This is a genomic window from Pseudoalteromonas sp. SK18, from assembly GCF_001974855.1.
Lineage (GTDB): Bacteria > Pseudomonadota > Gammaproteobacteria > Enterobacterales > Alteromonadaceae > Pseudoalteromonas.
The window spans coordinates 66,765-85,100 of record NZ_MTQB01000017.1; the positions used below are offsets into that span (position 1 = coordinate 66,765).

An 18,336-nucleotide genomic window follows, 5' to 3' on the forward strand; every position below is an offset into this window, starting at 1 on the left:
TATTTACACAGACTACTCACCTAAGTATTATCCTGCATCACGACGTGGAGAGATGGCAGAGTGGTCGAATGCACCGGTCTTGAAAACCGGCAGGGGTTTATAGCCCCTCTAGGGTTCAAATCCCTATCTCTCCACCACTTATTTGTATTAATTGGTTTTATTCCGATTAATAACACGCAGAATAATGCGTCGGAGAGGTGTCCGAGTGGCCGAAGGAGCTCCCCTGCTAAGGGAGTATAGAGTTTGTAGCTCTATCGAGGGTTCGAATCCCTCCCTCTCCACCATTACTGAATATAAGCCACTTAATTGTGGTTTTTTTGTGCCCAAAAATAAGCTTTGCTGCTAATTGGGAGGGTGAGAGCCCTCGACTAGGTTCGATAAAGTGTCTGGAACAGTTTAGGCCGCTGCAAGCGTCGCGTAGCGATTGATTACATGGATGTAAGCAAGTCTATCCCTCCCTCTCCACCATTACTGAATATAAGCCACTTAATTGTGGTTTTTTTGTGCCCAAAAATTTAATAACTTTCATTAGTTTATACGTTTTAAATGGCCTACTTGGCTTAGGCTATTAAATTAAACAAATTGTATGGTGTTATAACTTAGTGCATTATAAATGGTACTTTAAACCAGCTTAGGTTTAACCATGACAAAGCTAATATTACTACTGTGTTGTTTAGGTGCCTGCACTGTCAGCACAGCAAGTGAAGTAACCATTTATAAATGCACCATTAAAGGAGTACCGACCTTCAGTCAAACTCCGTGCGCTAAAGACGCTCAAGTGATTACGCTTAAAAACGTCAACATTATGCAAACCAATGCATCTAAATCTGAAAACACGCCAGTTACCGACACCTCAGTTGATGACTACCTAGAAATGCAACAAATAGAGCGCGATATTGTGCAGCTTGAGCTTAAAATAAAGCAATACCAGCAGGAATACGCGCAAAAGAAACAGCAAGTCGGTTACATGACCCAAGATAAAGCAAATCGTTTAGGCGCTGATTCGATTGCAGATGCAATTGCGACAGAAACTGCGGCACTTAAACAACGATTTGATCCGCAAATTAAACAAGCACAGCAACAAATAGCGGCACTCACTCAAAAAAAACAACAGCTTAGTCAGCTGCCTTAACTGCCTTTTTCACCGTAGCAATAAACGTTTGGATCTCTGACGCTGTATTGTATATGTGCGGTGAAATACGGATACCGAGTTTGCGCACATCCACACTTATGTTTGCTGCCTCCAATACCGCTAATACGGTTTGTTGATGCTCTGCAAAATCTAAAATAGCGGTACCACTGCACTGTTCTTTATCGTTTGGCGATACTAAAAAAGTCGCCAGCTGCTGCTGGATCAACGTTAACAACGCTAAATTATGCGACCTGACGTTATCGACTCCAAACTGGGCAATATATTCAATGCTATTAGCAGCAATAACATAAGGGAGTATAGAAGGCGTACCACCCCAAAACCTGAGTGTTTTAGCGTTATACTGAAAATGCGTAATATCAAACTCGAATGGATTTTGATGTGAAAACCAGCCAACATCTTTTGGTTCACATTGCGTTATTTGCTTTGGATTTACCCATAAATAGGCCGCACCTGGCCCCCCGCATAACCACTTCACACTTGAGCCAATCATAAAGTCAACATTTAACGCCGTTAGATCGACAGGGATAACCCCTGCCGATTGCGCCACATCAATTATTGAGAGTGTATTCGTGACTTTACTAAGCGCCACAATATCGTTTAAAGGTGCTTGTACACCCGTATTAGAATAAACATGACTAACAAACACACCATCAATCTCTGGAGTTAAATAGCGCCGCCATACCTGCCTATCACTTAAATCTTCATGCTCGGGGATGTAACGTATTGTTGCACATGCAGGGAGTGCTTTTTGTATTACAAACCCCATACTTGGAAAATCGGCCTGCGCCATTAATACCGTGCACTGTGGTTTATTAAATACGGGGTGCGACATAAGCAATTTAGTTAAACCACTAGATAGGTTAACCTGAGGACAGAATTGCTCACTAGGCGCATTGAATAGCCGCCCTAATGCACCCGTAAACTTTTCTATTGCCGGTAGCCATTGCTGCCATGGCTCTTTGGCACTTTCCTGCCAAGGAGTAAAAAAATGCTCGGTAGCATTTTCTAAAGTACTTTTTAGAGGACGACCAACAGAGTGACTTAATAAATAGCAGCCATGTGGCATACAAAAATCATTATTACCCATATTAATTTATCCATTGTTTTAGCGTATTTAAGTCATCAAACCGCGTATTAATATCGTCTCGCTTAGCCGCTGCACGTCTATCTCTTAATTTAGCTAAGGAATCGAGTAATACAGGTAAAGGCGGCCCACTAGCAGTGACTTTACCAATATGCTGTTGTTGCATTTGCTGTGACGGTTGGGCAATAAACTTTTCGACCAGTTGATTATGATGACCGATAGCGGTGTCGCCATGTAATTTGCACACTTGTAAAAATAGTTTGCCGTGCTTTTGAAACCATTCTGTGTGTTTATATTGCTCGGCTTTTAAAAAGTCATCCATAAAGCTTTGCATACGCATGGCTTCTCGCAGTATTTGTTGATCCTCTGGCATCATATATAAAAACTTATCCACCAGCATTTGCGAGTAACTCGGCTCATTGGCACTACAAAGTCCTAGCAGCATATCGATAACATTAATGCCGGCAAAATCTCCCGCATTTGCACCACGGTAAACTTCTTTCCCTACTCTGTAAGGCTTGTAATATGGGCGTACACAATTAAAAAAACGCTCGGTATCAAGTTGAGTATACAAGGCATTATTCGACGTTATTACATCAATAAGTGCCGTTTTAACAACCTCAAGTAGTTCAGCCGTGACAGGATGTGAAATGCCTAATGGCAATATTTTTAGTAAAGCATCACTCGCACGTTTATACGCTAAAATGCCTTGGGTGTTGTAATCTAAAAACAGAGTTTCATCATCAAGATTTGTAAACCGTTTATAGGTGCCATTAATGGCTTTATTATGGGTGGTTAAATGTGCGGTGGCAAAACGAGGGGTTACTCCAATTGAAGCACCAATATGCATGGCAAGCGCCGATGCTTCTATCAGCGGTGAACTACTCTCTCTGCTTGGCTCTGTAATTTCATGTCTACGACAAGCCGCCATAAACAAACCGACATTACCAAGTAAATCAAATGCGCTATCAAATCCTTCGTCGGTATTACCTTCGGCTAATAAATCGCTGATCAACGCATTACCTTGCTCTTTCAAAGTCTGCTTTAAGTTATCCCCGATCCCTTCAACATTTGCCTTATCTGCTTGCTGCCAATACAACTCCTCTAATTGAGAGTTTAGGGCAACAAACTCAGACCTAATCCAATTATCAAATTTAGCTGTGTAAGAACTCATGACTACATCCTGTTATTATTATTTTTTAATGCTAACAAAGTTCCCAAAGGTTAAAGCGCTAAAAAAAATAGTAAAAGCAGCCATTGTTAGCAATAATCACTATTATTAGATAGATAATTAATAAGATTCTACAACCATGTTAGATAATAAAGATCAGCAGCTACTCGTTGCCTTGCAATCGCAAGCTCGAATGTCGGTATCAGAATTAGCCAATACCATTAACCTATCGGATACCCCTACTTTAAGGCGCATTAAAAAGCTTGAGCAAGAACAGGTTATTATTGGTTATCACGCTGCTATTAACCCTAAGTCACTCAACCTGAATGTACTGGTTTATGCTTTCGTGCGACTGTGCCAAAATTCAGTGAGTGCCGCACAACAGTTTGAACAACATGTAGAAAAGCTACCGCATGTACTTGAGTGTTCTGTGATCTCAGGCAGCCACGATTATTTATTAAAAATTATCTCTCACGATTTAGAAAGTTATGAGCAGTTTGTAAAGCACCAACTGGGAAGCTTAAGCTGTATCGCCAACATAGAATCAACCGTTGTATTAAAGCAATCATTCAGTAAAAAACAGCTACCACTTTAAAAATAATACTATTTACTGCCGATTCGCTATACTGAGATTTCACTATAAAAATAATATTTAACAAGGATGCATGTGAAGATTTTTGGTTCAACATCCAATTCTTTTGTTTTTTACATATCGTTTGCGGTTGCTTACTTTATAACTGGTAAGTTATTAACTAATTTTGCCTTTCAATCACAAGTCATCCCTATTTGGCTCCCTGCAGGTATTGCCCTAGTGGGCTGTTTCATCTGGTGGTGGCGCTTTATTCCAGCATTATTTATTGCCTCTGTCGCCTTTAATTTAAGTACCGGTGATAACGTTATCACTGATCAAGTTTTAATTGGCAATACATTAGAACAGGTGTTACTAATCGGCTTTGGCGCGGTGCTGCAAGGGATGATTGGCGCTGCTCTTTTAAAGTACTGGCTAGGCCATCCACTGTACTTAAAGAAGCGCCAATCAATAATTTATTTTATTTTTGTCGTCGGTATTGTTGTTAGCCTCATATCGGCCAATATTGGCGTCTATGCTTTAAGCCAATTCAACCCCGCTTACAGCATTGAAAACCATTGGGAAAATGTTATTTTTTGGTGGCTAGGTGACTCTCTCGGCGTGCTGATCGCAACCCCCTTTTTATTGGCGTTATTACAACCTAAATTTAAACGACAATATATCACCCCATTACCTACTATCGCAGTATGCTCGGTATTATTCATCTCTGTAGCCTTAACCACTAAGCTATATAACCAAGAGGCTTATTCAAATTCAATACAAATTGCCAAGCGCGAAACATCTATCATTGAAAACAGTTTACTGAGCAATTTAAACCTCAGCCAAATAACCGTACAAAGCCTTGCAAGCCAAATACAATCAACGCCAACTTTAAGCAGGCAAGAGTTTAATAGCTACAGTGCCCAACTATTGGCTGAGCATTCATTTATTAAAGCATTTTCATGGAACCGTAAAATTGACCCCGCTCAGGTCAGTGACTTTAACAAACAGCTTAATGAAATTTATAACGCATACAACTTTGATCCAAGCATTAAAGGAGCACCATTATCAAACAATGACCCATTGGTGGTTATTACCTATATTGCCCCTTTTACAGAAAACCAATCAGCGATAGGTTTTAATCTCAATTCTCGAAAAGATCGTCGTGAAACCTTGCTCGACCCACGTATCAAAATTCGCCCTATAGGGACTAAAATAATTCAATTAGTTCAAACACAGCAACCTGAACCCGCGTATTTATTATTTGCTCCCGTGTATCAACAAAATAATGAGATTGCATCAATTAAAGGTTACGCAACAGGTGTATTTTTAGTAAAAAACATACTTGCTCAGTCGCTTACGCAAGCACAAAATAAAATGTTTAATATCGCTATTTATGAAGCTAATGCTACCAGCCCGTTTTATTCAAATACCGAAAATATTCCAACCAAAAGCAATAAGCTTACAACTATCAAAATTGATTTTGCAGGGCAAACATGGTTCGTTGATTTAACCATTAAAGATGAATTTCTACCGCATCAAACTAATAACATGACACTCTTTTTGCTTATTTTACAGGTCATTGTCAGCTCACTCATTTTACTGATATTACTGCTGTTTAATAACCAACACCTCGCACTTTCACGCTTGGTAGCAGAGCGCACACGCTCGCTGGTTAAGGCTAAAAAACAATCTGATTTAGCAAATCAAGCTAAAAGCCGATTTTTAGCAAATATGAGCCATGAAATTCGCACTCCGCTTAATGCCGTGATCGGCTTTTCAACCTTAGCTAAGAGTGAAGATAGTCCTGAAACCCTCACTGGTTATTTAAATAAAATTAATTTAGCCTCTAAATCATTGTTAAGTTTAATTAATGATGTACTCGATATTTCTAAAATTGAATCACAAAAGCTTACTTTAGAAGTCGCCCCTTTTGATTTAAATGCTCTTCTTGCTCGGATCAGTAGCATGTTCGAACAAAGCGCTGAACAAAAAGGTATTAGCTGGAAAGTTGATAACCAATTACCAACCGATCTTTGGTTTGAAGGTGATGTTATGCGAATTGAGCAAATTTTATTAAATCTGTGTAGCAACGCCATAAAGTTTACCTACGAAGGTGAAGTAAGTATTAGCGCATACAGCAAAGAGATTAGCGATAAACGTAGACAAGTGATCCTTGCTATTAAGGACTCGGGTATCGGTATTGCCGCCTCAGAGCAAAGTACATTATTTGATGCATTCACCCAAGCTGATAGCTCAACATCGCGTAAATTTGGTGGTACTGGGCTTGGCTTAGCAATCGCAAAAGAACTTAGCTTATTAATGTCTGGAGATATCAGCGTACAAAGTGAGTCAGGTAAGGGCTCAACCTTTACCCTGTCTGTAGAGTTAAATACCTGTGATGCGCAACAAGTAACGACGAAACACACGCAGCAGCATGTTGATTTAAGTAAACTAAAAATACTGGTTGCAGAAGATAACAGCGTCAATCAATTAGTGATAAAAGCAATGCTTAGCTCTTTGGGGATCACCCCAACATTGGTTGAAAATGGAGAGTTGGCAGTAGAACAAGTTAAAATACATGACTTCGATTTAGTGTTAATGGATTGCCAAATGCCAGTTATGGATGGTTATCAGGCCACAGCATTGATACGGAAAACTAAAAGTACTGAACAATTACCAGTGATCGCCTTAACCGCTGATGTAATGCCAGAAGATAAAGCCAATGCCTTCGCAATTGGTTTTAACGAACATCTTGCAAAACCTCTCGAACTCGATAAGCTCACACAATGTTTATCTCAATATATAGAGCAGGATGAACCATAAGGTTTTATCCACAATAGAAAACCGAAAATGGCTGCCGCATTCATATAAAAATTAGCAAATAACACACTTTCAATAATAGTAGGCAAAGTATTATGAGCCACTTTTCTCACCAATGGTTTAATAGCATCAACCAGGTTGACGCAACACAATGGCATCAATTTTTTGGCGATGATCCTTTTACTCAACATGCTTTTTTATACGCACTTGAGCAAAGCCAATGTGTAAGCGCAAAAGCAGGTTGGCAGCCTCATCACTTAGCCGTTTATGATGGTGATAAACTCATTGCGCTTGCCCCAGGCTACTTAAAAGCGCACTCCTACGGTGAATATGTATTTGACTGGGCATGGGCTGAAGCTTATGAAAAAAATGGCTTAGATTATTACCCTAAATGGCTGTGCGGTATTCCTTTTAGCCCGATTGAGGGACAAAGAATAGGTATTATGCATAGCAATCCAAAGCTAGTGTATAAGTACATAACAGAGCAACTTAATAGCCACTGCGCAGAACAGACATGGTCAGGCTGGCATGTAAACTTTTGCGATAAAGCACAAGCCATCCACCTTTATGATACCGGCGCGATGCGAAGAACCGGCGTGCAGTTTCAATGGTTTAATAATAACTTTAAAGATTTTGACGATTTTTTAAAAACCTTTAATGCCCGTAAGCGTAAAGCCGTTAAAAAAGAGCGCGCTAAAATTACAGAGCAAAATATCAGTATTGAATGGCTCAAAGGCGAGCAAATTACTACCGCTACAATGCAGCTTTTTTGTGAGTTTTATCAACGCACTTATTTAAAACGTTCGGGCCATTTAGGTTACTTAAACAGTGAGTTTTTTAGCTTGCTACACGCCTTAATGGCTGACAAATTGCTCATTATGCTAGCCAAAAAAGACCTACACGTCATTGCCGCCACCTTAAGTTTAATTGGTGACAATACCCTTTACGGCCGCTACTGGGGTGCTAGTGAGGAGATAGATTCGCTTCACTTTGAGCTGTGTTATTACCAAGGGATTGATTATGCTATTAAGCATAACATTCAGTGCTTTAATGCTGGGGCACAAGGAGAGCATAAAATCGCTCGTGGTTTCCAACCGATAAGCACTTACTCTGCCCATCACATTGTTCACCCCGATTTTAATAATGCCATTGCAGATTACTTAGAACGCGAATGCCAACATATCGACATTTACAAACAACAATGCAGCACTTTATTGCCGTTTAAAAATGAGTAACTGATTATTTGCAGGCATCGCCGTATCGCTGAGTAACTTAAGCCCTGATTGCACTGCAAGTTGCTCAATCGCTTCGAAATCACGGATACCACTAAGTGGATCGCGACTTTGCAGTAAACTGTTAAATTCATCATTACTGGGGCTGGTAAATTCCCCTTTATATTTGAAAGGGCCATATATACACACCACCCCTTGCTGATTTAAGTGCTGATTTACTCCAGCAAAAAAACGCGTGATTAACTCCCAGCTCACTATATGAAAGGTATTGGCAGTATAAATTGCATCCACTTTATTTACTGGCCAAGGATCGTTTAGGTCAAGTAATAAAGGCGGATGCAAATTTGCCAGTTGCACCTCATCATGCCATAACTTTATTCCTTGATGATTAACCTCTCGGTCACTGGTATACCATTGTAAATGTGGCAATTTTTTGGCAAAGAAAACGCTATGCTGACCCGTCCCAGAGCCTATCTCAAGTACTGATACTGCATTTTGCAATGCAGGCTGCAAAGCCTTAAGTATATGATTTTTATTATTTTCGCAGGCTTGTGAAAACGGTTTGCTCATGCTGGTGCACCTAAATTGCAAATGAATGCACAATAGTAAAACAAATTTCAGCTATTCTGTCGTGATTAAATTAACCAAAATAATAAAATAACTTTAATTTCAATACGTTAAATTATTTTTACCGAGCTGGTACGCTATATGCTTTTATTAAACTACTCACTTAATGAGTACTAACTAATAAAGGATAACATTATGTATATTTCAACCTATTCCGCTGTAGACGCTGTAATGGCTGTTGCAGACAAAAGCCTAGATAAAACGAGTTATGAAACAGATTGTAGAGCAACGGCAATCGATTTACTCTCTCATGTAAAAAATACTCAAAAGGCACAAAACAAACATGAAACAGACCAAATATTTATTCTTGGCTACAATTAAAATTCTGTTTAGCCTGATAATTGGCTGTTTATATAAATACATTATTTAAGTCGACTTAAAATCCGTTTAAGTCGACTTTTTAGTTTTAACCCCATTCGTTAACTTACCTTGACGCCCTCTACTTTTTAGCTATACCGTTGTAAATAGCAACAACAGCACCATATATTTTTATATAGCGTAGTTAAATGTCATATATTCTCTTTTATAGGAGTACTAATGAGTAACTTTAGAACAGAATCAGATAGCATGGGCACACTCAACGTGCCCGCTGACGCACTTTATAAAGCACAAACCCAACGCGCCATAAATAACTTTACAATTAGCAGCCTCACTATGCCGCAGCAATTTATTATTGCCTTAGCATATATCAAACAAGCCGCTGCAATAACCAATTTCAAACTAGGCCATTTAGATAAAACGAAAGCAAATGCGATCGACCACGCCTGCCAAGAAATTATTGATGGAAAGCATTATGAGCATTTCCCCGTTGATATTTTTCAAACTGGCTCAGGTACTAGCTCAAATATGAATGCTAATGAGGTCATTGCAAGCTTAGCCTCAAAGCATGCCAATCAAACAATTCACCCTAACGACGATGTGAATATGGGGCAAAGCTCGAATGATGTTATTCCCACTGCGATAGCCTTGAGCAGTGCTATTAGTGTTGAAAAAAAATTACTGCCTGCACTGGCAAATTTAACAGGCGCATTAGAGCAAAAAAAAGCAGACATCGGCCATATAGTTAAAACTGGGCGCACTCATTTAATGGATGCAATGCCAGTAACCTTTGAGCAAACTCTCAGCGCATGGCAATCGCAGGTAAAGCATGCAGCCAGCGGTATTGAGCATGCGCTACAACGTGTCTGTGAGCTAGCGCAGGGTGGCACAGCGGTAGGTACAGGTATTAATGCCGATCCACAATTTGCTGCGCAATTCGCTACACAGCTAACTGAAAAGGTGGGAATACAATTTACCCCGAGCGATAACTTTTTTTATAATATTGGCTCACAAGACGCCATTGTTGCTTTATCGGGGCAACTGAAAGTCTATGCCGTTGCGCAAATGAAAATAGCCAACGATTTGCGTTGGATGAATTCAGGTCCGCTTGCGGGACTTTCAGAAATTGAACTTGAAGCATTACAGCCTGGTTCATCCATTATGCCTGGCAAAGTAAATCCGGTGATCCCAGAAGCCGCTGCAATGGTTAGCGCTCAAGTCATTGGTAACGACGCCACCATTACGGTAGCAGGTCAAGCGGGTAATTTTGAGCTTAACGTGATGCTACCCGTGATTGCTTATAATATTTTGCAAAGTACTGAGATACTCTCTAATAGCGCGCAAGCGTTGGCAGATAAAGCGATTGCTAACTTTAAAGTTAATCAAACTCAGATTGATAAGGCATTAACTAAGAACCCGATTTTAGTAACCGCGCTAAACCCTGTTATTGGCTATGAGAAAGCAGCAAAAATTGCCAAGCAAGCCTACCAGCAAGCGCAGCCAATTATTGATATCGCCGAGCAAGAAACCGACCTATCTCGTTCAGAGTTAGAAGCACTTCTCAATCCGGCTAAATTAACGCAAGGCGGATTAACATAAAAATGCTCGTTCCCGCCTCTTTAATTTGTTGATAGTAGAGTTTTTATTGCTGTAATGAATGCACCGTGTATGATAGTGATGAATAATTCATCACTATCAGGAACGATTATGCGTACTCCATTACTCGCTCTACTGCTACCACTTTGCTTAACAGCTTGCTTGGAAACAACCTCAACTAACACTGAGCAAACTAAAACCAATGCGGTAGAAAACACGTCTACGCCAATACCTCAACAAAAACTACCACAAGCGAATAAGCAAAATAAAATTGCACAGCCGTTACCAGCTGATGCTGCAAAAGAAGTGTCGCTTGATGATATTAAAACGGCAAAAAATAAGCTTAACAACTTAATTGCAGATAAACAGTGTTCAACGAGTTCACAGTGTAAAGTAAATGCAGTGGGTAGCCGAGCATGTGGTGGTCCAAGCGATTATATTGTGTACTCTACGCAAAGCGCATCTCAGGAGCAGGTTTCAGCCCTAAGCGATACCATTACTCAACTAGAAAGTACCTATAACGCACAAACAGGCATGATGAGTATTTGCCAACATTTAACTGCGCCAAGCACGCAGTGTGTTGAAAATAAATGTGTTAAACTTGAAGGCTCTGCGGTAAGTGTATTTTAAGGACTAAATTATGAGTTGTTTGTCATCCGTAATTAAACTATCAGCTGCCAGTGTTGTTATGAGTATGCTGCTTAGCGGTTGCAGCACTACGCTAACATCAAGCACAGCTCAAAATGCGAATGTATCGGTTTTGCAAACTCAGCTCAATGAGCTTGTAAGTAACAAGAGCTGTACAGCCAGCTATCAATGTAAGGTGTTAGGTGTGGGCTCGCGTGCCTGTGGTGGACCGAGTAAGTATGTTGTGTATTCAACATTAAATAATTCTCAAAAAAACGCCGAGCAATTAGCACAAAGTATTACCCAACAAGAACAGCAAAAAAACTCAACTCTTGGGTCAAATGAATGCTCACCTGTACTTGAAGTACACTCTTTGTGTATTGATAACCAATGTCAAACCGTTAATTACCAGTAGCAGTTCGTTTCGGTGTTAACTCAACAGTGGTATTAACACCGAAATAACCACTACTATGAAAATACATACACCTGCCTTAAAAATGTATTCCAGTGGCATTTTTTTCTGTACCCAGTAAGCATATATAAAACGCACGAAGTAACTTGCCGCCGTACCAAATAAAGCAAACATGAGTAAGTAGGCAATCAATATAATATTCACAGCGGCACTTCTTTAGAAATAATAAACCTCAGTGTAAGTATTTTATATAAAGAAGGCAAAAGGGTTACTTAGCCTTTTTTGTATGCTCAATGAGTAGATCTGCTACCTGTTGCTTTACCGCTCTTTTATCATCTACTGCAACTTCAAACCGGCTAGCCAATTGCGCTATTTCATCATCATTTAAATTAAACGATAAACGTTGCCGTGTTTTTTTAGACTTTACATCAAGACCTAAAATTTTACGGATCATGTCTGAGGGAGTGAGTTCTTGATCGATAGCTTGTTTTTTTATCGACTTTTGTACCTCACTACTCAAATCAAATGCCATTTGTGTGGCGCGCACAGCTTGTTCTTGGCGCAACCACTTGTCTTTAGCATCACTCACTGGGCATCTCCAGGAAACAAGTCAACAATGTCACTAATTGGGCGAGTTAACGTCAGTGATACTTCTGTTTCACCTCCCTCCCAAATTTCGATATTAACGCTATGTGCTTCATCGGGTGACGCTAAACAAATCATTTCACACGGCTCACCACCGTCTTGCTCATAACGAGGCAGCGTTTGGCCACGAAAGTCTTTATTATGGAAATAACATACATAAGGTGATTCGCTTTGTTGATAACTGTCAGCTAAAAACTGCATAAAACGCTCAGGCGTATTTTTAACTGTAATATGCGTTAGCGACTCTTCATCAAAAATACGTGAAAACTCATCCAAACCAAATACTTCATCAACATCATCACGCTGAATCTTTATTGAGAAATTAGCCCACTGCTCACCATCGTTTTGTTCTATTTGTAAAAACACCACTTGGCCTGTGTTAGTTTCAAGTACAAATTCAGTATCACTGCTGTGTTGGTACTGATACGTTTGTACATCAATAACGCGAAGTGTTTGGCCTTTAAGCCATGCAGGATAAGCAAACGAATCAATCACTGTAAACATGTCGCCTTTCTTAAGGTCACTCGCGTGATTAAGCTGACGTTCTGGCTTTTTTTTAGATTTGAAAAAATTAAACATATAAGGTGCCTCTGTAAGCAAAAAAGGTAACGGAGCGAAACTCGGTTACCTTTTTAATGTGGTTCTAAATGTTAGCTACTTTGCTTCGCTTTAATGCGCGCTAAAATATCAGCACTTTTTGGATTGGTATCACCAATACCCGCTTCAGCCATTTTAGCTTTTAAATCGTCGCCATTAACATCTGCTTCTAGAGACTTTGCAGCACCTAGCTGATCACTACGATCTTGCTGACGTTGCTTAATACGCTCAAGTGACTGACGCGCCGATGTCATCGACGAGCTATTAGTATTCAAGGTGCTATTTACAGCCATTGTCGCTTGCTGAACACTTTCTGTGGTTTTAACCATAGTAAGCTGACGCTGATTTTCTTTAATTGATTTTTCAGCATCTTTAACTTGCTGTTTCAACGTCACTATGTGATTACTAAAGCCCGATAACACTTGCTCGTGTTCGGCTTTCTCAGCTTCAAAGTCACCAATTTTTTCTGCAATTTCTAATGCTAATGCTTCATTACCTTTTTCAAGCGCTTGTCCTGCATACGCTTCGTGCTCAGCAATTGATGCATCCACCGCGCTAATTTTACGCTTAGTTTGCATTTCTTTAGCCATCACTTCTGTTAGGCTTTTTTTAGCACGATGTAGTGCATTTTGCGCATCGGCAATTTCTTGTTCAAAAATACGAATACCATTCGCATCAACAATTGCTTCGCCCGCTTCACGCGCGCCGCCACGTACCGCTGTAAATAATTTTTTTAAAATACTCATAATCTTAACTCCAAAAACTTGTTTATATCCTATTAGGTAAAATGAAAGCCTTATTTACTATAAGCTATCAGCATTTACCTATGCGGGTATCCTAATCGTTTAAATACAAGGTCACGGCTTCTAGTGCATCAATTGCGTTATCGGCTAATGTCACTAGCTCGTGGGTAACGTCATCTAATGATGAATTTACCGACAGTGCACCAAAAATCGCATATTTATTATCAATTTTAGCAAATGCACTTAGCGGAATTGGCACGTTTAAACGCAGTAGTGTTTCGTTTAACTCGTCGCGTAACTCGCTTTTCACTTCGTCTTCACCAAACAAATAGCTAATACATAATAATTGCTCTTGTGTTTGGGTAACAAAAATTGGAAGCTCATCGTTTCCATCAACAATGACTTGTAAAACATCTTGCTCACCTGGATTGGCAATCAAGAAAGACTCAAAGTTAGCACCCTCGGTTTCAAAAGACGCTAATTTTATTGAAAGTTCATTTAATTCCATGTCTCTGCCTTTTTGTCGTTTGACATATTATGTCTGAGTTAAGATTCGCATGGTCGACATATTATGTCAACCATGTTTTATTAATTTTTATACAATTCACTTTCTATTTGCCAAGCAGCCCGGTAATAATCATATAAGCGACCAGAACCTAACCTATTGACTTCAATATCGTTAACTTGTTCAAAATAGTTATTAGGAAATGCAAAACTGGCTAATAAATATTTTTTACTAATCCACCGAGATGGCACTGGCATATCAGTCACATTGCTAATACGCGTACTCGGTGATTGCCCCATTTTAGTGGCAATTGTCCACCCCCACTGACCAAACGAAGGTATGTTTTGCTGATATTGCTCTACATAGTCAAAACCGGCCGCTTTAACGGTTTTAGCAATACTTAAAAACGCCTTTTTTGCATGATAAGGCGAGGTTGACTGTACTGCCATTGCGCCATCGGGTGCCAACAATTGACGTACATGATTATAAAAATAGTCGCTGTACATCTTATTCAGATCGGGGTGATTAGGATCAGGTAAATCAATTAATATAGTATCGAACTGCTTAGCCTGATCCAGCAACCTTTCAACTTCTAAAAATGCATCGCCCACAATAATATTTGCTCGCGGGTCATGCATCGATTCATTATTGAGTGCCACTAGTCGCTGTTTAATATCTTCAGGCGGTGTGTATTGGTTATTTTTATGACCAAATAAATTAAGTAGCTGTCCATCTAAATCAATTAAGGTCACTTCCTCAACCGGCCACTTTAATACATCTCGCATGGCCAATCCGTCACCGCCACCAATAATCAAAACACGGTCATGACGATTAGATGCCAGCATGGCAGGATAAACCAGCATTGAGTGATATATTTGCTCATCTACACTAGAGAACTGCAACCGACCATTTAAGTATAGATCGGTGATAGGCTGTGGCTGATTTTTACTTAAGCGTTCGGTTAACACCACATGCTGGTATTTCGTTGCTTGGGAATAAATAACTTTATCTTTGTATAGTACGTTACTTAGGTTATCCATCCAGCTACTACCAAACTGTAAAATAAAAGCGAATAACACCAGCAGTAATATATGGCAAACCAATAGCAACTTAGCAAAGCGTACATAGCTATGATAGCGCCACAAAAAAGCCAGCCCGGCAATAATATTAAATAACGCAGTCCAAGCGGCAGCTTGCATTATTGGCATTGCGAGCATAATACTCACCCAAATTGCCGCACCTATCCCTGCACCAATATAATCAGCACCATAAATAGTACCGGCGTTATTTTCTAAGAAGCGCCCATAAACATGCTGGCGAATACGCGCAATAAGCGGTATTTCCATACCAATAAATAGCCCTAATATTAGGCCAAATACATAAGGTAAAAAGCGCGACCACTCTTGCAGCTTTTGAAACACATAACCATTAAGAATAACGTCTGGTGGAATATTAAAAATGCTAGAGAATAAATGAGGAAGTGAATAACTTACGGCAATAATACTGGCAATGGCTAATATACAGCCCATACCTATCAGCGCAATAATGCTTTCTAGCCAAGCAAATGCGGTAAAGGCATCTTTAAACCAACGCGCTAAAAATGCTCCCATCCCCATGGCTACAATCATAGTGCCTATCATGGCGTAAATTGCACTCTCAACGGACCCTAGTACTCGGCCAGCGTAATGAGAAAGTAAATATTCATAAATAAGGCCGCACCCAGCGAGTACGGCCATAACAGTGATCAGTAAAATATCATGCCCAAGTAAATTAAATTTACTTGGGGAAGCTTGAGTTGATGACACGTGATTATGCACCCAGTAGTGTGGCCATAGTGATCCCGACGGCAAATGATACAGCTGCAGAAATAGCGGCAACACCCACATTCTTTTGACGGTTCACTTCATCTGAAATGTTACATCCAGACAAGATGATTTTAATCGTCAGTAAGTGCAGTAAAATGAAAGCAACCAAACAAACAACGGCACTTAGCGCCCAGTAAAGTAAACTCGCGTTAATATTATCAGCGGCATAAGGAGCGATGCCTGTTGCAGCAGTAATGGCTAATGCACTACCAATTAAAAAGCCGGCATAGCGAACACCTACTGCTAAATTACCATCAACAATAGCTTGTTGTAGGCAATCGCCACTTTTATTGGTGCGCTTAAATAACTGCACTCGGTATTGGCTTACTAACAGTAATACCACACTGCCAATTACAAAAGCGGCGATAACAATAGGAATGCCATGCCAGCCTTCGGTAGCAACCCACAATAGTGCAGAGCGAATAACCACTGCAACACTTACTACATGGCCAAAATCAATAATTGATGCAGTAACGTTACCTTTGACTATTTCGTTATGTAAGCTCACTTTACGCAGCGCCACTTTATCTTGAAAAAAGTGACCCAGCTTTATAAGCAAAATTGCTAATGCGCCATAGCCAAGCATTAACAGAGCTTCTTTTTGTAACGTAGCAGCAAAGGCACCACTACTCACGCCAGTTAACACAATCGCAAGGGCAACTAAGCCAGCGGCAAAGCTTATTCCGAATGCAAAGTTATCGCGCTCGGTAATTTCATCATTGGCATGTAAATTAGACACCCAACCTTTAATATACTTTAAGCTGACAAACAGTAAGATGATAATTGCAAAGTCTACAGCCAGTGCTTGCAAAGACCACATAGTTATTCCATTAAATTCATACATATTATTCTAACTCCAACGTTATTCTTTACTTACCACGACTTACGCCGCGCGAGGTTCTGCTACTGCTGTTACGAACCGATCCTGAATTATTGCTGTAACTACTCGCTCTTGAGTAACTGCTACGACTTTTAGGCGGCGTATAACTGCTGCGACTCAAACCTGATGCACCTGTTTTTTTACTCGCATAAGGACTAGTGAACTGCTTGCCTTGGCGTTGGTAAGATTGTCGTGTACGTGTTTCTAAGGCACTTTGGGTTTTTATTTGTTTAGGGCTTGAGTAACGAGTACGACCATAATCATTGTAGTAACTGTACTTACGGCGCTTACTCCAACTTCCGTATTCAACTCGGTCAAATACATCACCCAAAATACGGTACATGCCATACCACTGCCAAAAGCTAATACCACTACTATTCGTTTGCCAATTACCATAGTTAGGGTTACCTACCATTTGGTTACCCACCCCTTGGCCTTCAGCTTTTTGGCTTATAGCACCGACTCGTGCTAAAGAACCATTCGACATATCCGCAAGCATATTTATAGGATCGGTTAAGGCATCAGAAAATAACGTTGGCTTTGCTGCCTCACGCAATAAATCAATATTGTATAGCGTATCTTCGTAAGGAGGGATTAAGTAATTACCCTTAATGTCATCAAGGCGCTGGGTTAAACCACTATAAAGCGCTCCCTGGCGTGTGGCATCAAGGCTAACAACATCAACAACTTTACTGAGTTCAGGTTGTTGCTGTTTAAGGATACGACTGTATTCTTTAAGAATAGTCGCATTGCGTATACTGCCATTATCAAGTGCTTTACCAAGCTGGGTAAGCTCGACATCGGCCTTTTTAATGGACTCTTGAATTGTTTGTTGTAGCTGTTCTTCTTTAGATTGACAACCAATCAGTGCTGTAAACAAACAAAACAGGCTGAGAAGTTTCCAAGCTTTTATATTCGACATTCATGTCACCTGATTTACTAAATTATCTTCGATAGTTTTACACAGGACAGTTATTAAACCAACAATGAAATTGCAACAAGATGATAATTTAGGGACTAGTTTAAAGTACGAGGTGAATAACTGAGTTCAGTAAAGAGTAGCTGGGCTGATAATGATACTTCAAAACTTATAGCGCATGGCTTAAACACTGACTTGTATTTGGAGTGGGTATACTACTTCGTAGCGACAACGCAGTAGAATGTCGTAGTGCCCACAGCGATGGAGAGAGCCACATAACAAATCCTACGCTCTCATCCTCTGTCGTGTTCTTCGTGTTCTTTTATCCGTGGGTTTCGAGATATTCAACCCACGCTACGATGGTCAGGTTAACGCAGTGCAACTGATAGCTGACGGCTGACGGCTGACGGCTAATACTTTCACTTTCCTACAGACGTAAAAAAGCCCGACTCTTTCGAGTCGGGCTTTCTTGTATTTGGAGCCTGGTAATGTCCTACTTTCACATAGCAAATGCTACACTATCATCGGCGCTGTTTCGTTTCACTACTGAGTTCGGCATGGGGTCAGGTGG

The 18,336-nt window shown here is 40.1% G+C and carries 19 protein-coding genes and 2 tRNA genes; 10 read left to right on the forward strand and 11 right to left on the reverse strand.

Features of this window, described 5'->3' with window-relative positions; translation table 11 throughout:
- Positions 1-46: 46 nt before the first annotated feature.
- The 3 genes from BW139_RS12985 (at position 47) to BW139_RS12995 (ending at position 1,132) form a co-directional block, all read left to right on the forward strand.
- Positions 47-137, forward strand: a tRNA-Ser gene (locus BW139_RS12985).
- A 54-nt stretch (positions 138-191) separates the two neighbouring features.
- Positions 192-284 (forward strand) — tRNA-Ser (locus BW139_RS12990).
- Positions 285-643: 359 nt separating this feature from the next.
- Positions 644-1,132 carry a DUF4124 domain-containing protein gene (locus tag BW139_RS12995; RefSeq protein ID WP_076919956.1) on the forward strand — a complete coding sequence of 163 codons (489 nt, stop codon included), beginning with the start codon at positions 644-646 and terminating at the stop codon, positions 1,130-1,132.
- Here the strand turns inward: BW139_RS12995 and BW139_RS13000 are convergent.
- On the reverse strand, positions 1,116-2,240 hold the full coding sequence (locus tag BW139_RS13000) for an aminotransferase class V-fold PLP-dependent enzyme (RefSeq protein WP_076919957.1): 1,125 nt from the start codon (positions 2,238-2,240) through the stop codon (positions 1,116-1,118). The two genes, BW139_RS12995 and BW139_RS13000, sit on opposite strands and share 17 nt — an antisense overlap.
- A gap of 1 nt (position 2,241) precedes the next feature.
- Positions 2,242-3,411 carry a monodechloroaminopyrrolnitrin synthase PrnB family protein gene (locus tag BW139_RS13005; protein WP_076919958.1) on the reverse strand — a complete coding sequence of 390 codons (1,170 nt, stop codon included), beginning with the start codon at positions 3,409-3,411 and terminating at the stop codon, positions 2,242-2,244.
- Positions 3,412-3,547: 136 nt separating this feature from the next.
- Here BW139_RS13005 and BW139_RS13010 point away from each other — a divergent pair, with 136 nt between their 5' ends.
- The 3 genes from BW139_RS13010 (at position 3,548) to BW139_RS13020 (ending at position 8,034) form a co-directional block, all read left to right on the forward strand.
- Positions 3,548-4,003 carry an Lrp/AsnC family transcriptional regulator gene (locus BW139_RS13010; protein WP_008468510.1) on the forward strand — a complete coding sequence of 152 codons (456 nt, stop codon included), beginning with the start codon at positions 3,548-3,550 and terminating at the stop codon, positions 4,001-4,003.
- Positions 4,004-4,075: 72 nt separating this feature from the next.
- Positions 4,076-6,802 (forward strand): CHASE domain-containing protein, encoded by a 2,727-nt coding sequence (locus BW139_RS13015; RefSeq protein ID WP_076919959.1) that lies wholly within the window; start codon positions 4,076-4,078, stop codon positions 6,800-6,802.
- A gap of 92 nt (positions 6,803-6,894) precedes the next feature.
- Positions 6,895-8,034, forward strand: a complete 1,140-nt coding sequence (locus BW139_RS13020) for a GNAT family N-acetyltransferase (protein WP_076919960.1) — start codon at positions 6,895-6,897, stop codon at positions 8,032-8,034.
- Here BW139_RS13020 and BW139_RS13025 read toward each other — a convergent pair.
- A complete protein-coding gene (locus tag BW139_RS13025) occupies positions 8,011-8,601 on the reverse strand; it encodes a DUF938 domain-containing protein (RefSeq protein WP_076919961.1) in 591 nt (196 codons plus the stop codon). The genes BW139_RS13020 and BW139_RS13025 overlap by 24 nt on opposite strands.
- A gap of 192 nt (positions 8,602-8,793) precedes the next feature.
- Between BW139_RS13025 and BW139_RS13030 the strand changes: the two genes are divergently transcribed.
- The 4 genes from BW139_RS13030 (at position 8,794) to BW139_RS13045 (ending at position 11,614) form a co-directional block, all read left to right on the forward strand.
- On the forward strand, positions 8,794-8,979 hold the full coding sequence (locus tag BW139_RS13030) for a hypothetical protein (RefSeq protein WP_008468498.1): 186 nt from the start codon (positions 8,794-8,796) through the stop codon (positions 8,977-8,979).
- Between the two features lie 216 nt (positions 8,980-9,195).
- Positions 9,196-10,575 carry a lyase family protein gene (locus BW139_RS13035; RefSeq protein ID WP_076919962.1) on the forward strand — a complete coding sequence of 460 codons (1,380 nt, stop codon included), beginning with the start codon at positions 9,196-9,198 and terminating at the stop codon, positions 10,573-10,575.
- Between the two features lie 69 nt (positions 10,576-10,644).
- A complete protein-coding gene (locus BW139_RS13040; RefSeq protein ID WP_076919963.1) occupies positions 10,645-11,202 on the forward strand; it encodes a hypothetical protein in 558 nt (185 codons plus the stop codon).
- 10 nt (positions 11,203-11,212) lie between these two features.
- Positions 11,213-11,614 carry a hypothetical protein gene (locus BW139_RS13045; protein WP_076919964.1) on the forward strand — a complete coding sequence of 134 codons (402 nt, stop codon included), beginning with the start codon at positions 11,213-11,215 and terminating at the stop codon, positions 11,612-11,614.
- Between the two features lie 15 nt (positions 11,615-11,629).
- Here the strand turns inward: BW139_RS13045 and BW139_RS18585 are convergent, their stop codons facing one another.
- The 8 genes from BW139_RS18585 to BW139_RS13085 all read right to left on the reverse strand — a co-directional run bounded on the left by BW139_RS18585 (position 11,630) and on the right by BW139_RS13085 (position 17,768).
- The gene (locus BW139_RS18585; RefSeq protein WP_008468491.1) at positions 11,630-11,815 is read right to left on the reverse strand and encodes a hypothetical protein; all 186 of its coding nucleotides are present in this window, start codon (positions 11,813-11,815) and stop codon (positions 11,630-11,632) included.
- A 64-nt stretch (positions 11,816-11,879) separates the two neighbouring features.
- Positions 11,880-12,200: a hypothetical protein gene (locus tag BW139_RS13055; protein ID WP_008468489.1), complete on the reverse strand. Its 321-nt coding sequence runs from the start codon at positions 12,198-12,200 to the stop codon at positions 11,880-11,882.
- The gene (locus BW139_RS13060; protein ID WP_008468487.1) at positions 12,197-12,835 is read right to left on the reverse strand and encodes a hypothetical protein; all 639 of its coding nucleotides are present in this window, start codon (positions 12,833-12,835) and stop codon (positions 12,197-12,199) included. Before BW139_RS13060 ends, BW139_RS13055 begins: the two co-directional genes overlap by 4 nt.
- 71 nt (positions 12,836-12,906) lie before the next feature.
- Entirely contained in the window at positions 12,907-13,599 is a 693-nt protein-coding gene (locus tag BW139_RS13065) for a PspA/IM30 family protein (protein WP_076919965.1), read from the reverse strand.
- 91 nt (positions 13,600-13,690) lie between these two features.
- Entirely contained in the window at positions 13,691-14,104 is a 414-nt protein-coding gene (locus BW139_RS13070) for a YjfI family protein (RefSeq protein WP_008113284.1), read from the reverse strand.
- Between the two features lie 80 nt (positions 14,105-14,184).
- Positions 14,185-15,906, reverse strand: coding sequence for a polyamine aminopropyltransferase (locus BW139_RS13075; protein ID WP_008113286.1), 1,722 nt, complete (start codon positions 15,904-15,906; stop codon positions 14,185-14,187).
- 4 nt (positions 15,907-15,910) lie between these two features.
- Positions 15,911-16,810: a DUF350 domain-containing protein gene (locus BW139_RS13080; RefSeq protein WP_036934523.1), complete on the reverse strand. Its 900-nt coding sequence runs from the start codon at positions 16,808-16,810 to the stop codon at positions 15,911-15,913.
- Positions 16,811-16,835: 25 nt separating this feature from the next.
- Positions 16,836-17,768, reverse strand: coding sequence for a hypothetical protein (locus tag BW139_RS13085; RefSeq protein WP_076919966.1), 933 nt, complete (start codon positions 17,766-17,768; stop codon positions 16,836-16,838).
- Positions 17,769-18,336 lie beyond the last annotated feature (568 nt).